At 53.1% G+C, this 16,237-nt stretch carries 13 protein-coding genes; 2 read left to right on the plus strand and 11 right to left on the minus strand.

The window, feature by feature from the left end; genetic code table 11:
- Positions 1 to 30 precede the first annotated feature (30 nt).
- The 6 genes from IJ22_RS18425 to IJ22_RS18450 all read right to left on the minus strand — a co-directional run bounded on the left by IJ22_RS18425 (position 31) and on the right by IJ22_RS18450 (position 7,187).
- Positions 31 to 294 (minus strand): HPr family phosphocarrier protein, encoded by a 264-nt coding sequence (locus tag IJ22_RS18425; protein WP_054818181.1) that lies wholly within the window; start codon positions 292 to 294, stop codon positions 31 to 33.
- The gene (gene ptsP / locus IJ22_RS18430) at positions 291 to 2,018 is read right to left on the minus strand and encodes a phosphoenolpyruvate--protein phosphotransferase (RefSeq protein ID WP_062409874.1); all 1,728 of its coding nucleotides are present in this window, start codon (positions 2,016 to 2,018) and stop codon (positions 291 to 293) included. The genes IJ22_RS18425 and ptsP overlap by 4 nt, the downstream gene beginning before the upstream one ends.
- Before the next feature lie 12 nt (positions 2,019 to 2,030).
- Complete coding sequence (locus tag IJ22_RS18435; RefSeq protein ID WP_062409875.1) at positions 2,031 to 3,188, minus strand: mannitol-1-phosphate 5-dehydrogenase; 1,158 nt, start codon at positions 3,186 to 3,188, stop codon at positions 2,031 to 2,033.
- Positions 3,185 to 3,622 carry a PTS mannitol transporter subunit IIA gene (locus tag IJ22_RS18440; protein WP_062409876.1) on the minus strand — a complete coding sequence of 146 codons (438 nt, stop codon included), beginning with the start codon at positions 3,620 to 3,622 and terminating at the stop codon, positions 3,185 to 3,187. The genes IJ22_RS18435 and IJ22_RS18440 overlap by 4 nt, the downstream gene beginning before the upstream one ends.
- Positions 3,622 to 5,694, minus strand: coding sequence for a BglG family transcription antiterminator (locus IJ22_RS18445; protein WP_062409877.1), 2,073 nt, complete (start codon positions 5,692 to 5,694; stop codon positions 3,622 to 3,624). The genes IJ22_RS18440 and IJ22_RS18445 overlap by 1 nt, the downstream gene beginning before the upstream one ends.
- 74 nt (positions 5,695 to 5,768) lie before the next feature.
- On the minus strand, positions 5,769 to 7,187 hold the full coding sequence (locus tag IJ22_RS18450) for a PTS mannitol transporter subunit IIBC (RefSeq protein WP_062409878.1): 1,419 nt from the start codon (positions 7,185 to 7,187) through the stop codon (positions 5,769 to 5,771).
- A gap of 358 nt (positions 7,188 to 7,545) precedes the next feature.
- Here IJ22_RS18450 and IJ22_RS18455 point away from each other — a divergent pair, with 358 nt between their 5' ends.
- On the plus strand, positions 7,546 to 9,066 hold the full coding sequence (locus tag IJ22_RS18455; protein ID WP_137670406.1) for an acetamidase/formamidase family protein: 1,521 nt from the start codon (positions 7,546 to 7,548) through the stop codon (positions 9,064 to 9,066).
- Between the two features lie 187 nt (positions 9,067 to 9,253).
- Positions 9,254 to 9,562, plus strand: coding sequence for a hypothetical protein (locus IJ22_RS18460; protein ID WP_145862548.1), 309 nt, complete (start codon positions 9,254 to 9,256; stop codon positions 9,560 to 9,562).
- Positions 9,563 to 9,629: 67 nt separating this feature from the next.
- Here the strand turns inward: IJ22_RS18460 and IJ22_RS18465 are convergent, their stop codons facing one another.
- The 5 genes from IJ22_RS18465 to IJ22_RS18485 all read right to left on the minus strand — a co-directional run bounded on the left by IJ22_RS18465 (position 9,630) and on the right by IJ22_RS18485 (position 16,153).
- Positions 9,630 to 11,216 carry a SagB family peptide dehydrogenase gene (locus IJ22_RS18465; RefSeq protein WP_062409880.1) on the minus strand — a complete coding sequence of 529 codons (1,587 nt, stop codon included), beginning with the start codon at positions 11,214 to 11,216 and terminating at the stop codon, positions 9,630 to 9,632.
- Positions 11,217 to 11,238: 22 nt separating this feature from the next.
- Complete coding sequence (locus IJ22_RS18470; protein WP_062409881.1) at positions 11,239 to 13,185, minus strand: TOMM precursor leader peptide-binding protein; 1,947 nt, start codon at positions 13,183 to 13,185, stop codon at positions 11,239 to 11,241.
- Entirely contained in the window at positions 13,182 to 15,098 is a 1,917-nt protein-coding gene (locus tag IJ22_RS18475; RefSeq protein ID WP_062409882.1) for a putative thiazole-containing bacteriocin maturation protein, read from the minus strand. Before IJ22_RS18475 ends, IJ22_RS18470 begins: the two co-directional genes overlap by 4 nt.
- A gap of 168 nt (positions 15,099 to 15,266) precedes the next feature.
- On the minus strand, positions 15,267 to 15,554 hold the full coding sequence (locus IJ22_RS27235; RefSeq protein ID WP_074729158.1) for a heterocycloanthracin/sonorensin family bacteriocin: 288 nt from the start codon (positions 15,552 to 15,554) through the stop codon (positions 15,267 to 15,269).
- Between the two features lie 314 nt (positions 15,555 to 15,868).
- On the minus strand, positions 15,869 to 16,153 hold the full coding sequence (locus IJ22_RS18485) for a hypothetical protein (RefSeq protein WP_054818177.1): 285 nt from the start codon (positions 16,151 to 16,153) through the stop codon (positions 15,869 to 15,871).
- Positions 16,154 to 16,237 lie beyond the last annotated feature (84 nt).

Below are 16,237 nucleotides of genomic sequence, written 5' to 3' on the forward strand. Positions count from 1 at the left end.
CACAAAAGCAGGTGTCCTGTTTTATGCCATCTATTCTTCGTAAATCTTGACCAGCAGCTCTCCTAATTCTTTAAGCGCCTGCTCTTCTTGTTCTCCGTCTGTTTCCAGCGTTACCTCGTCATTTTGGGCAATCCCCAGCGTAAGCATGCTCAACGAGCTTTTTCCGTTTACTTTTTTTCCGTTTTTGATCACATTCACTTTGCATGGGAACGCACCGGCGGTCTGAACGAATATTTTCGTAGGCCGTGCATGAAATCCGGAAGGATTAAGCACAGTAAAGGTTTGGGATTTCACTTGGAATCACTCCTTGTCAGCATTTGAACAACCTCTTTGATTTCATTCTGGCTTCTCATCGCAAGCGCACGCCCGGCGTGAACGGCCCATTCCTCTTGAGAAAGCTCGCGGATCAGCTCCCTGGCGGGCAGGATCGAACCGGCGCTCATGCTGAACTCATGCAGCCCCAGTCCCAGCAGCAGAGGAATCGCCGTGGCATCGCCGGCCATCTCCCCGCACATGCCGACCCATTTGCCTTCCCGCTCGGCCGCCCGAATGACCATTTGAATGAGTCGGAGAATGGAAGGATGCAGCGGCTGATACAGGTACGATACCGTTTCGTTCATCCGGTCTGCAGCCATGGTATATTGAATCAGATCGTTGGTCCCGATGCTGAAAAAATCGACCTCTGCGGCAAAGCTGTCCGCCGCAAGCGCCGCTGCTGGCACTTCAATCATCATGCCTACTTCAATGCGATCGGCTACCGTCTCGCCTTCTTGAATAAGCTTGTCCTTTTCCTCCTGGAGCAGACGCTTGGCCTCCAGCAGCTCCTCGAGAACGGCGATCATCGGGAACATAATCTTCAGCTGGCCGTAACGGCTTGCCCGCAGAAGCGCGCGAAGCTGCGTACGGAATAGTTCCTGCCGGTCGAGGCAAAGGCGGACGGCGCGCAGGCCCAGGAAAGGATTGCTCTCCTTCGGAAGCTCCAGGTACGGGAGCTCCTTGTCGCCCCCGATATCCAGCGTCCGGATCACGACAGGCTTTCCCTCCATTTTTTCGAGCACATACTTGTAAACCTTGAATTGCTCCTCTTCGGTCGGAAAAGAGCTCCGTCCCATATATAAAAATTCCGTCCGGAACAGTCCGATGGCTTCCGCGCCGTTGTCAATCGCCTTCTGCACGTCTTCAACGCTGCCGATATTGGCGGCGAGCTCGACCTGACGGCCGTCTTTGGAGACCGTGGGTTGATCCTTCAGCTTGCTAAGTTCGGCCTGACGGCGGTCATACTGTTCTTTCTTCGCACGGTAAGCATTCAGTTCCTCTTCAGTCGGATCGACCACAATACGTCCTTCCGAGGCATCCATAATGACGGTAACCCCCGCCGGAATGTCTCCTGCGGCGGCGCCGACGCCGACAATCGCCGGGATGCCCAGAGAACGGGCCATGATCGCGGAATGGGATGTCCGGCTGCCAATTTCCGTAATAAAGCCCCGCACGACATCCAGGTTAAGCTGCGCCGTATCCGACGGCGAAAGATCCTCGGCTATTATGATGGACTCCTCCGCAATATCTGAAACGGTGGTATATTTCTCTCCGCGCAATCCGCTCATCAAGCGGCCGGATACGTCGCGCACATCTGCCGCCCGCTCCCTTAAGAGCTCGTTATCCATGGCCATCAATGTATTGATAAATGCTTGTGAAACTTCATAAAGCGCGTATTCCGCGTTGATTCCTTCCTGCTCGATGTTATCCATAATGACATCTATGAAATCCGGATCCTCAAGCGAAAGCAAATGCGATTCGAATATTTCGGCTTTCTGGGCGCCGAGCTTCGCTTCGGTCAGCTCCCGAATGGATTCCAGCTCCTGCTTCGCCTGCTCGACGGCTTGCCGGAAGCGCTGAACCTCCTGCTTCGGATCCGTCACGGTACTGCGAACGGGGATATGAGCTGAGTTGTTCAGTCGGTAGACTTTGGCAATGGCCAAGCCGGGAGAAGCGGCGATACCCGTTAACTGATTCGACATGATGTACCTCCCTTACGAATGAACCTGCTGCTTTAATTGATGAACATGCTCCAAAATCAGCCCATGCACCGGATGATTCTCCGGGATGCCTGTATAATGAGTCACCGCCCGGCCCAGTCCCATAGCTTGAATGGTTGACTGCAGTTCCACGGCTTCCGGATCTTCCGTATGATCGAACAACAGGGCGGCAGCCATAGCCCGTGCCAGATGATTCGGCGTCATTCCCAGCTCAAACGCCTGAAGGGCCGGACGAACCAGCCGGTCGTTCGGAGACAGCTTGCGGATAGGCGAACGCCCTACCCGTATGACCTCATCCGTCAAATAAGGATTACGGAAGCGGTCCAGAATTTTATGAATATAGTTCTTATGTTCCTGCGAATCAAAAGCGTACTTCTTCACCAGCAGTTCGCCGGTTTCCTCCAATACCTGCCGAACCTGCGCTGTAATACCCTGGTCCGCCATCGCTTCCTGAATCGTCTGGAAGCCTTGCAGGTATCCGAGATAGGCAGCGCAGCAGTGCCCCGTATTGACGGTAAAAAGTTTGCGTTCAATATAAGGCGTCAATTCGTCCACATAATGAACGCCCTGGATTTCGGTAAACCCCTCGATCATCCCAGAACGGTCAACCACCCACTCATAAAACGGCTCCACCGTTACGTGAAGCGGATCCTCATGATGCTGGATCGGTACGATCCGGTCTACCGCGGCATCCGGAAAAGCTGTATATTGATCCGCTTTGCTGCGCATCTCTCCGCTCAAATGGGAATACACATGCTCCTTTAACTGCGTGCTTCCGCCGATCGCATTTTCGCAGGCAATAATATGCAGAGGGGCGTTGGAGCGCGAAAGGCGCTGTTCAATGCCTTTGGCAATTCCTTCGGCAATGTGCTTGAGAATCGAAACTCCGACAGCCGTTGTGACCAGGTCCGCATTCGCAACCGCCTCGGCTACCCTTTCCAGATCTTTTCCGTTGATCGCCGTAACGCCCCTCACGACCGCCGCCTCTTGGGCTTCGTTCGCCAAGGCTACCGTATATTCGCCTCTTTGCTGAAGCAAGGAAACGAGCGTGTCGTTCACGTCGACAAAGCAAACCTCATATCCCGATCTCGACAGCAGCAGTCCGATAAACCCTCTGCCAATGTTTCCCGCTCCGAAATGGACCGCCCTCATGCTTCCATCCCGCTTTCGAAGATCGCGATCATTTCTTCCGCCGTAGATGCTTTAAGGATACGCTCCAGGTTATCGTCATCGGAACATATCATCGCCACATTCGTCAAAATGTCCAGATGATCATCCCCTGCCGCGGCAATGCCCACGACCAGATGCGCTTTTTCTCCATCTCCGAAATCGACGCCCTCGGGAATTTGGACAATCGACAGCCCCGTGGAGCGGATCAGCTCCTTGGAATCCTTGGTGCCGTGAGGAATAGCCAAGCCCCCGCCCATATAAGTGGACAAGGTTTGTTCTCGCTCAATCATTTTATCGATATATTCGACGGAAGCGTGGCCCGCATCGACGAGCAGCTGTCCGGCCATGCGAATCGCTTCATATTTGTCCTGTACTTTGGCATTCAGCTTGACTTTGTCCTTCGATAAAATACTCACTAGATAACCCTCTCCATTTCCATTTTATTTTCAAAAAAGCCTGCGAGCTCATTCGATATAAACTGCCTGATTTGCTCTGTCGTCCCGTTCTCCAGCATCCGAATCATATCCGGCAGAAGCAGCATGGCGCTAATCTCGCTCAGGACTTCCAGACCTTCTTTGGAAAGCTCCCGCGGCCCTAGCATCAGCAAAAGCTCGCGAACCTGCGCGGGATGCTCGGGATCCAGGGTCAGAGCATTGCTTAACCTGAACAAAGACAGCAGCGGCCTTGTGATATGCTCGCTTCTGGTATGAAATAAAGCAAGTCCGGTATCCGGGATGATTTGACTCCCGTATCGTTCCCTCTCAAGCAGCTGCTCGACGACCGGTTCGGGCCTCGCCAACGCCCCGTCCTTGCGCACCTCTTCGCAAGCCTGCCGTAACGTTTGCCGCAAATCCGGGCTATTGGACAAGCGATATACTTCAAAATGATCCATCAGGCAGACCGTTTCGTTTAAATAAGCTTTTAACGATCTTAAACGGTCCAAAGCCGGGGTTCCCTGCAAGGGTTCGGGAAGGTCGGCCGGAGCCCGTTTTAAGGTGATATTTTGAACATATTGCCGCAGTTTCTCCGTCTCTTCTTTGGTCAGCAGAGGGCTCAGCTTGAAGTATTGATCCGGTTCCAGCGGAAGATCCACGGTGGATATGATCAAATCGTAAGCCTCTGCGGGAAATCTGGCCGCTTCGTACCAGGATACATTGTCGACGATGTCAATTTGGGGAAGCTCCTTCTCCAGACGGATAGCCAGCAGCTTTGAGGATCCGATGCCGCTGGTACACACCACGATGGCCCTTACATTCCGGGAAAACTGCTTCAGACGTTCCAGGGACGCCCCGAAATGCATGACCAGAAATCCGATTTCCTCATCCGGCACTGCAAATCCGGTAATAATTTCGTCTACCGCTTGCCTGACATATCCAAACAGATGCTCATAATCTTTTTTGATTTGGGCAAGCAGCGGATTGCGGATCTGCACGCCTTCCCTGATCCTCTGCAATGCAGGCTCAATGTGCTTGATTAGACCGTCCCTCAAGGAACGGTCTTCACTCAACGGAACACCGGTCTGATCCTCTACGCGGCGTATAAGCTTTTGAACGGTCTCCAGCAAGCTCAGATCATCTTGAGGCAGCAGGCTGTTGGTGCGGGCCTCCCCATTTTCATCGAATAGCCCGGCTATATAATCGGCTTCCTCCGGAGGCAAGGAAAGATGCAGTGTTTCGGATAAATGACGCACCATTTGATCCCTGACCGTACCCTCACGGACGGTTTCGCCGGTATCCGGGACTCCCCTTTGGTCCGGCTCGATCGTCTTGCCCTGCCTGATTCGCGCAAGCGCCACGGACAACCGGATCAAGAGATCGGTATAGGCCGCCTCCGACAGCTCCAGAGGCCACCGGTCCTCCATCTGCCATAGCGCTTGCTCCACATCCATCCAATGCTCTTTACCTATCATCGCAAGCAGCCGTCCGGTAAGCGGATGAAGCGGTCCGCTTGCGATTTTTCCGAACAAATCGGAATCATCCAGATGCTTGCGGGCCAGCCGGCATATGGCTTCGCGTTTATTCGCTTCAGATCCGCCGAGAAGCACGCCATACCCTCTTCGCCGCACCAAGGTAAGACCGCTTTTCTGAATCCAATCCTCCAGGTCGTCCAGATCACTGCTGACCGTCGGTACGGTAACATGCAAATCATGCGCCAGAGCAAACAGCTTCACCGGTTCTTCGGCTTCCAAAAGCAGGCAAAGCATCAATGCTTTTCGTTCCTCCGCCGAGAATTCCACTGTACCCATGTGGGAGAGACTCCGTTTGAACTTCTCCAGCTGTTCCGGTTCAGCTTGAATTTGGATGCCGATGCCGGATTTTTTGTGCAGTGAGACGTCATAGGCCGCCAGAATTTCCTCCAACTCCGACAGCTCTCTGTGAACCGTTCTCGTGCTGACTTTGATTTCAGCGGCAATTTCTCCTGCCGTGATCTCATCCTTGCGGTTCAGCAGCAGCTCCAGGATTTGTCGTTGTCGGTTGGAAATGTTCATAACGGACAATCTCCTCTTTTACAAAATGGAGATAACGCCGGCAGAATGCCAGCGTTAAATATACTGCAATTGAATTAGCTTAACCGCTTGACGAGCTCTTCGTATTCCGGGCTCTTCAGGAAGTTGTCGATCGAAATGTGCTCGGCGTTCGGCGCTTGCACCTTCGCGCGATCGGTCAGCGTTTTATGTGTAATCACGATATCCGCGTCCTGCGGAATCTCGCTGATTGCGGTATTAATGACCGTCACTTCAACGCCCGCTTCTTTCATTTTCTTCCTTAAAATGGATGCCCCCATCGCGCTGGAGCCCATCCCGGCATCACAAGAAAATACGATTTTGTTCACTTCGGATTTCTTGTTCTCTGCCACCGCCACTGCTTCGGCCTTACCCGCGTTTTTCATTTGCTTCATCTTCTCGGCAGCCTGCTCCAAATCGCCTTCCTGCTCTGCCTTACGGCTCATTTTGAGCAGAAGCGACGCAACCAGGAATGAAGCGACGGTTGCCGTCAGGACACCCGCCAATACCGGGAACAGCCCGCCTCTGGGCGCCATCGCGATGTAAGCGAAAATACTCCCCGGCGATGGCGTAGCCACCAGTCCGGCTTGAAATAAGGAGAATGTGAACGTTCCGACTACACCGCCTGTAATCGCAGCCAAAATCAGGCGCGGATTCATCAGAATATAAGGGAAATAAATCTCATGGATTCCGCCAAAGAAATGGATAACCGCTGCACCGGGTGCGGATTGCTTCGCCGTACCGCGCCCTACCAGCCAGTAAGCGAGCAGAATACCGAGCCCCGGTCCCGGATTCGATTCCAGCATGAAAATGATCGATTGCCCTGTTTTGGCCGATTGATCCAAAGCAATCGGACCCAAGACGCCATGATTGATCGCGTTATTCAGGAAAAGAACTTTACCCGGCTCAATCAGGATATTAGCCAGCGGAAGCAACCCGGCATTGATCAGGAATTGGACCCCTGCCGCCAAGGTATTGCTGATCACTTGAACGACCGGGCCTACGCCCGTATACGCTACCAGAGCTAACGCGCCCCCGATAATCCCGGCTGAAAAGTTATTGACGAGCATTTCAAAACCGGAACGGATTTTGCCGTCGACCGCTTTGTCAAACTGCTTCAAAACCCACGCCGAAGCCGGTCCGACGATCATAGCCCCCAAAAACATGGGAATGGTCGCACCTACTACGACTCCCATCGTTACCACAGCGCCGATGACCCCGCCGCGGGAACCGTGAATGATCTGTCCCCCGGTATACCCGATAAGAATGGGAAGCAGGTAAGTGATCATAGGATTTACCAGCTTGGCCAGGTACTCGTTAGGAAACCATCCTGTCGGAATAAATAAAGCCGTAATCAAACCCCATGCTATGAAAGCGCCCATATTCGGCATGACCATGCCGCTCAGGAATCGGCCGAAACGTTGTACAGCTACCCGAACCCCGCCGGACGATGACTGCTGCGCCGCAGCTGTATTCACTAGAAAAGCCCCCTTTGATTGTAACTTGCCTTTGCCGCTGTTCAGATAAAGGCTTATGGTTTCATCGTAAATCAGGATGACTGATGGTTTCAACCAAAGGAAAAGTTCATTTCGTCATGATTACTGTTGACAACATTTAAGAAGATTTATACATCGCCGCTTGGAAAACGATTCTGTTCCAGTTATACCGCCCCATTTTTATGTAATGTTTTATAACATTTTAATTAAATATATTGTCAAAAAATCAGTTATCTTATATAATCCTCTCATATGTGTTAGATAAAATAACATAATTGGGAGTGAAATTGGGATGAAAGATCAAAAAAGTAAGATTTCGCGGACAGGATTCCTATTATTTATGACAGCAATACTAACCTTACCATCTTTCGGTATTTCCAGTGCAAGCGCCATGCCTCTTCAACCTACTACTTTAGAGAAGGTGGAAGGGGAATATTATGTTCCGTCAACCGTAGAAAATATTCGTTGGGGGCATTTGCCTAATCGCGACAGCAAACCGGTACTCACCGTTCCTTCCGGAAGTACGGTGACATTCGATACAGTCTCTCATGAGGGCATTATCGAAGACCAGGGACGAAATCCAGTTCAATACTTTGGAGCTCATGGTATTCCTGCGGATCAGGTGTTGGATGATGCCAAGGCGATTGCCGCCTCCTCCATCGAGCATGATTTCGATAAAGACGGTCCTCACATCGTTACAGGACCTGTTGCAGTCGAAGGGGCGGAGCCTGGAGATGTATTAAAAGTAGAAGTTCTTTCATTGCAGACAAGAGTCCCCTATGGCGTTATTTCCAATCGTCACTACAAAGGAGCATTACCTGGCGAATTCCCCGAAAATAAAGGGCGACAAGAAGGGGCCGGCGCTGAACATCCGGAACGGTATAATAACGTATCTATCTTCACCCCTATTGAAGAGATCCATGGCAGATGGTACGGTGTTCTGCCTACGGAAAACAATCAAAAAGTCCGGTTTCCGATCAACCCGTTTCTGGGTATCATGGGTGTGGCCCCCGACTCGAGTGAAAAAATAAATTCGGTGCCTCCATCCGAAACGGGGGGCAACATCGATATTAATGAATTAGGTGTAGGCTCAACGCTTTATCTGCCTGTTAAAGTCAACGGCGCCCTTTTCTATACCGGCGATCCTCACTTTGCACAAGGGGACGGCGAAGTCGCTTTAACCGCTTTAGAAGCTTCCCTGCGTGGAACCTTGCGTTTAACCGTACTTAAAAAGGGAGATCCGTCCATTCCCCGCAACGGCGAATTCACCCAGCCTTTTGCCGAAACGGATGATTACTGGATTCCGATCGGACTCGATCCCGATCTGGATGAAGCCATGAAAGAAGCGGTTCGCGAATCGATTGCCTTCCTGTCGGAAAAACTGGGCATGAGCCGCGAAGTGGCTTACGCTTATCTCAGCGCCGCCACAGATTATGAAGTATCTCAGGTTGTGGACCGGACCAAGGGAATACACGGTCTCATTCGTAAGACTGATTTTCTGGAGTCTCTAAGCATCCATGTGAATGTCAACGGGAAACACATCTCCCCTACTGTAATTAACAACGATAAGTTCTATGTCCCTCTTCGCGACATTGTCGAAGAATTAGGCGGAACGGTAGCGTGGGACAGCGCGACAAGATCGGCCGTCGTCACTTTGCAGGGTAAAAGCATAACTGTGAAGAACGATTCCAACCTATATCATGTTGACGGCAAAGAGATATATAATGAAGGAATACCGCACATCATCAATGAGAAAACGATGATTCCCGTGAAAACGGTCCGGGACATTCTCGGGGCTTACGTCAATTGGACAACATCGGGCAAAGAACTACATGCAGCCGTTGCGCTGAGCAGTAAATAAACCATCCCTGCGTGCCGACACGTTGAAAGGCCGGCACGGCGGTTACATAACAAACAGACCCTCTGTTTCGGAAGGTCTGTTTTGTTGTGCTGTTCAAAATAAAATTTTTCAAGCCAATGGATATAGACAAGTGCCCTTTTTTTCGTTTCTGCATATTGTAGAGTAAGTTAACAAAGGAGGAACAAAGATGACTCAGGAAAACCCATCCGTAATACAACCGGCAGATGCAGCCGAATTCGATTACCCTGCGCAGCAGGCTCAAATTGATGCGCAAGCTTATGCCCCTTATTATGACTACTATCAGTACGGTTACCCTAATCGCGACCACCACTATCATCATGCTCATGTTCATCATGGCTATTTTGACGGCTTCCATCCTGGCTGGTACAGTCCGTGGCAACACCACGGTCACTACGATCCCTGGTACTATCACCATCCTTGGCCGCATCACCACCAACATCAACATCATCCTTGCTCTTATCCGATTCATTATTAATCACGTACAGAAGGACAGCCCGAATGCCGTGTGCATTCGGGCTGTAATTTATGTTTTTCCGCCTCTCTCAACCATGCAATCCGCCCGATAATCGGGGGCGATCACGATAAGGGCCGACCGGAACTTGAATCAGGCTCGTTCGTCCTTGCCGAGCCATATGGTAGACCTCGTCACACAAGCTTACATCATATCCGAGAAGCGGATGCCCGCCCATCCCCAAGGCGAACGCCGCGAGCAGCAGGCGCTGAACGAGCATCCCCGCTTCCATCTGTTGGACACGATACCCCCGGTACCCCAGTGCCGAATGAAGATGGTCCTTGTCTCCCGCCACATGCAGGCATAACGGGACTTGGTACAGGTTCACATTGTCCAGGGACATCCCCTGCTGCAGCCAAAGCCGATGGTCCCCGGGACGAACCTGACTGAGCACATGACGAACACTGTCATAGCGGTAAGCGCCGTCCGGGATGCCCTCAACGCCGTATAAACAACAATACAGGACGACGCGAGGCGCGGGGTCCTCACAGTTTCCATCCAAATCATTGCGATATCCGTAAGATTCCGCCGCCTCCCGCAGCAGCGCGGCCAAATTCGGCTCGCTTACCCGTCCCGTCACAAAATCCATTTCCGGCGAATAGCGCTTTTTGCAGACCGCTGCCAGATCATATGAAAGCCGCCGGACAGGGGATAATTTTACCGTCGGGCCCTCACCTGCATCGTCAGCTGTCCACTCTTTTCCGATCCGCCGAAACGACCGGGGCGACTCCATCAAGGACGCTTCGTTCATCCGGACCAGCATCGGATAACCCCTGATCCTCTGTGACCGGACATAGTGCCGATGCCAAACTGCCGGCAGCTCCCGGCACAGTTCGGCCGCCGAAACCATCGCGTCTCCGTCCCCGCGGTTTGCAAACCATGCGATGTCAGGATCGGACGACAGAGGAATCACCGCATACACACTTTCCTCCCATTCGGATAGCCCGAGCAGATGGTTCACCGCCCGATCAAGAAACTGGAAATACACCCCCGAGGAAACACCGAACCGTTTAGCCACCTCCAGCAGTTGTCCGATCAGCACGCCGGCATCCAGACCCTGCAGCCTGTAGCCAAAGTTATGGTATTTAAAGAAGTTTTTCCAAAACAGGGTTGAAACAAATACCATACCGAAACAAGCCGACACGTCACAACGGCTGCCAAGAGCCCTGGCCAGATAAGAATCGAAATGGCCTTCGCGCAGGAGCACCAAACGGTGATGTGCCGCATCGTAGTGATATACCCCGGCAGGCAAGTCTTCCAGCTTCAGATATATGTATAATTCGTTGGGATATAACCCGCCGCCGGAGGGAATAAACCGGCGCTTAAACAGCATGGAGCTTACCGCCTGATGCTCGGAATCGAAAGGCAGAATGGACTGGCACACTTGTGTGAGCCCGAATGCATACCAAAGAAAATGGCCGATTTCGCGAAGACCTGTCTTTCCTGGCTTTTGCCGTCCTTCGAGCGTCAGCGGCACTTCCGGAGATAAGGGCACCTCCGGCAAACCGCGGTAAAGCTTATAGGAAAGCGGCGCATCCTCCCAATCCGTCTCCCAGTCCGGAGGCCTCGCCCTATCCGTGTCATAATGCAGATGGTGTATAAAAGCATCCAGGTTCATCCTCCTCACTCCTCTTCACGGATTATGGAAACGGATGCGGATGCGGATTGAGCTGTTCCGGCTTTAGCGGCTGCTTGGCATATCCCAGCTTCACCGGTACGGTGAATACCCGTTCCAGTCCCGTCAAACGGGTAAGATGATGACCGAACGTCATAGGGAGCATCCCTGGAATCAATACTTTCACACAGTACAATCCGTTTCGCCTTAACTCCGGTGCAGTCTGATCCACCACGATCACATCAAGATTCAAGTCGTGAAACACCTGAAGAATGTCCTTCAAATCATCGGTCAAATCCGCAGATCCCGCCTTCGGCTTAAACTCCTCGTCAAAGGTCCGCAACGGACGATTCTCATCCAGTAAAAACCGCAAACGTTCTTCCGCTTGGGGTAAGCTGTACAGCATGGAATGGTCCTCCATGTGGCGTACCCGAAACGGATCGTGGAGCATTTGCTCAATTTCCTGCCGGTTCGCTTCAAATTTCTCGTCCAGCGTCATCATCATGCCCGAGAGCTCGTGAATCGCGCCTTTCACCGCGCGGATCGGGTCCGGATGAGCCCCGGCCGCACAGATCAGATTGACTCCGTTGGGTTTCCTGTTTTTCGCGAGCGCCCACACGCTTGGAATTCCATTCTCCATCGTAGCGTTAAATACAGCCACATCATAACCCGCCACCGCCCGCAGACGTCCGATCATCAATTGCAATTCCCGGTCGCCGGCGGAAGAAAGATCAAGATGTGGAATAGGCAGCTGTGCATACCAGGTCAACAGGAACGAATCGCGCTCCACCACTTCCATGATGCCGTAGAAAACAGCTTCCTCCAGACTGCCTCCCAATGCGCATCCATTGGACGTTTCATGGACAAATTTATCCCCGCACCCCAGGCTGTAATAAGCCAGCATCTCAGGAACCAGGATCGGCCGCCCCTGCCTGAACGAATAGCCCCATACCCAATCGATCGGGCGATCCGGATCAAACGGTTTGAACGGGAATCCGGGCCGCGCATACTGCTGCAAATCATATACGCCTACCTTGACGGGATCCAGGGCTTGAGCCTCGAGACGGCGGAAGCTGTCGCGGATCACCGTCCGTTTGCCGCGAGGCGCCACACCGCAGTACCGTTCCAAACCCTCCATAATGCCGGTCAGCTCACTGTCCGCATAGGAATGAGTTCGTCCTCCGCATGCTTCGTCCTGCGAAAACAGCGGCAGATTCACGCTCACATCGGCAAAGGGCGATACGAAATCAACCATTTTCCCATTCAACAAACCGATCCGGTAATCAATGTAGTCCGCGGCCAGAAATGGCTTCAAGTCATCGATCGGACGGCAGCGGTAGCTGTCGGCGTTGATTTTGGGACTGGGCTTTAACGGTATTCGGGCCGCTTCCGGCGTATCGTCGGCCAATCGACCGCAAACCGCACACTGCGGATCGGGTAAAAAGAAATGACGCGAGCTCTTCAGCGTTTGCAGATTAAGCAGCACCACGTTCTCTTCCAGGCCTCCCCGGCCTCCCCGCAGCACCCTGTCCGCCTCCGCCGCAAGCAGGTGCGCCGCCTGCAATAGCCCTGTACGGGATGCCCACACATCACGCGGCACTCCCCCATGCTCGGCCAGCATTTGCCGCAGTCCCCACATCTCCTTGCGGTCGCGTCCTGCCATCAGATACCGCGAATCCGCACATTGGGAGCATCCCGGCTTTCCCGGACGAACCAACGGTCCCACCATGGCCTCGCCAAAGGAAACGAAGCCGCGCAGCCAAGGGATGCCCGCCGATTGCATCACCTCTTCCGCTTCGTAATGAGCATAAGGCTGCCATCCGTCGTGCAGCACCAGGACCAAATCCGCCGCTTGGGGTGCTCCTGTTTTGAAATCGGACTGACGGACAATCTCGTATTGAGCAGACAGTTGGGAATACACGAAATCCGCCAACAGCCCTTCTCCGACAACCAACACGACAGCGCCGCTCACCGGGACTCCCCCTCTCGTAACGACACGCCGAACACGCCTGCCAATTTCTCTTTCAGAAACGGTTCAACCGCTAGATCAAAGGTCACCAGCTGCTTGCCGTTCCGTGTCAAAAGCTGCAGGGCGGACTCAAGCGTCTCCCGCTGCGCCCTCTGTTCGCACGCCGGGATCGTAAGGCTTAGCGGCTCGGCTTCTTCCCGAAGCACCGGCGAAGCTTCCAACTCCCTCGTGATAGAGCCGGCCTCGGGATGTTGGGCATCCAGCAGCGCCCGCTGGAGCGCCTTCCTGAGCGCCAGGGTCACATTCAAGCCTGTGCTGCCATACCAGCGGCCGCCTGTACCGACCCAAACCGCGGGGAAACCGGACACTGCCTCTCCCAAGCCGATCGTGGGCGCACCTTGCATTGTGGTTAACGCCTGCAAGTAAAACCGGCAGCGTTCATCTTCTACCTCACTCAGCCTTACCAGGGCCACAATAGGCGGCTGATTCCCTTGGCGCTTGCCCAGCTCCTCGGCCAAGTATTGGTGCAACCCGCGGCAAACGCCCTCCGCGATCGTTTCCCCCGCTCCGACGCCGATAAATTCATCGGGTACGAGCAGGCCTGCCATTCGTGATACATAGGCCTCAATTCCCGCCAATCCGGCTTCCCGCCTTGCCTCTTCATGCGTCAGACCCGTAAAGATCTTTTCCGGCAGCAGCCCGGCCGGCCCTTCCGACAGCGGATCAACGGTTTGAATCCGGCACTGAGCGAGCGGAAGCTGCTTCAAGTCCCCTTCCTCCCAAAGATGAAAAATTCCCGACTCTTCCGAGGTTAACAAGCTGAAATAAGTAAGCAAATCGGTCGAATTTCCTTCATCCGTGCTCTCGTCCAACCGCAGCTCAAGATCGTAAATCCTCCGGGCCTCAGCATGTCCGGTCACCAGCGGATGGGGGATGAACGAATGCCAGCTGCCTTCCAATGTCTCCAAATCAAGCAGAAAAAACTTATTATTACGTTCCGGTTCATCCACGCCCGCCACCTTTTTGAACCACTCAAACACGATCACATTCACAAGCATTGCTCCGGCTGTAGGAGAGGGGAAGTGAATCGATTGGTCTTTGTTCAAGGCAGACCGGTGGATGCGGCGCCAAGCCGATTCCCAGCAGGCTTCAGAGTCCGGATGCACCTGCGGACCGGCCAGACCTGTCTGCTGCAGACCAATGGCAGAGAGAAATCCTTTTTTCTCCTCTCTGCAAACCGCATGAAGCGCCCGCAGCTCCTCCAGATCGCCCTCCTGCGATACATACAAAACCGAATCAAACGGCCGCACAGCCTCCCGCCAAGAGCTCACCCCCTCCTTCGGCAGGGTAATTTCTTCTACCGCCGCTTCAGGGTCTGTTTTGCGGGCGTGAGCCGCAAGCTCCGTCAACCGCTGCCGGTTGGTCGAAACCGAGTCGGTTATCAGGACATGGAATCGGGGCAACCCGGATTCGAGCAATGACGCGGCCAACGAGACCAACCATGAGCCCGAGCCTACCGCCAACACTTTGGCCTGGCGGTAGCACTGAAAACGGTACGCACCCGAGCCGCCGAAGCTGTTCAAAAATTCAATTTGAGAGGCATACTTTTGCAGAATCGGATCCGGTAATTGATGAGGACGGTCTTCTACAACGCGTACGAAGCCGTTGTGGTACAGCTTTTCTGCGATTTCCACCACCCGGTTACGGTATTCGTCCGGCAATCCGTCCGTCAGCTCCTCCAAGGTGTACTGCCCGTCTAATGCCGGCAGAAGCTTGGAAATCCACTGATCAATCGCGCTGCCTTCCATTCGAAACGAGCCTGAATTATTACGAAAATACACGCTTCCGTTCGAGGCGGGGAGAAAAAAGGTATCCCCTTTTACCTTCAGACGCATAGAAGGATTCAGCTTTGTCATTTCACTCCTCCTTACCGCAAGCTGCTCTTAAAAGCCGTCACTTTCACTCTCATCTTATGTATGGCTATTTGTCCCTCATGCCTGATTTTGTCGAGAAAAACCCCTGCCAGCCGGGCAGCGGCTGCAGGGGCCATTTCTCCTTAAACGGCGACAGTTTCCTTGAGGTAACTAGAAGCAGCGGGCACAGCCTCCGCAGCGAGCGCAGCCTCCACAAAATCCGCCGCAGCGAAACCCGCCGCAAAACCCACCGCATCGGCCAAATCCGCCACAAAATCCGCCGCATCGGCCAAACCCGCCACAAAATCCGCCGCATTGGCCAAACCCGCCGCAAAACCCGCCGAAGCCAACACACAAGCGGGCACTATCGTACTGTGCCTGATTGTCCCAGGGTGTTACCTCGCCCGCCTTGAATTCGGCAACCTGCAGATTTTGAATATCTTTTTTAAAATCATTCATGTTAACACCCTCCGCTAAATTCTATTCATGAGGGAAACCACCGGCCTTGATGGAGACATCCATCAAAGCTTAGTTAGGCCGATCTCCCTTGACAAAATAATTTATGTTAGATCATCCTCTCTTGTTACTGTTTCCAATGCCTACTTGCAACCAAAAAAAACGGCCCTTGTCCCGTTCATGCTTGAGACAAGGCCGTTCTTCTGTTGACTTGAGATCCTTGTTATAACAAGAAAACACAATCATGCGAGGGCATGAATAAAAACCCGCGTTCTGCGGGAGAAGCGCAAAACGCAGGTTTTTCATGTTTCAACCGATCACCAGAAGCCACCGCCAAAGCCGCCGCCAAAGCCGCCACCAAAGCCGCCACCAAAGCCGCCACCGAAGGCGAAGGGGGATGTTCCAATAGCGAGCAGATCAAAAAGAACGAGAGGGATAATAGCCGACGTTCGAACTTGTTTGCCTTTTTGCGGAGCAACAAACAGCTTGCCGCCACTGATGCGCACCAGCTTGCCCTGAACAACCGTACCGTCTTTTTTCACCGCATAAATCAGCTTGCCGATCAGCTTGGCTGCATCCTGCTTACGGACTGCTTTTTGCATAGTCGTGCACCTCCATATCGTTAGCGTCGGGCTTAAAAGCCCTCCAACATTGGTGTTAACGCTATATCATACGAGGCGCATCCC

Origin of the sequence: Paenibacillus naphthalenovorans (genome assembly GCF_001465255.1) — a bacterium.
GTDB lineage: Bacteria > Bacillota > Bacilli > Paenibacillales > NBRC-103111 > Paenibacillus_G > Paenibacillus_G naphthalenovorans.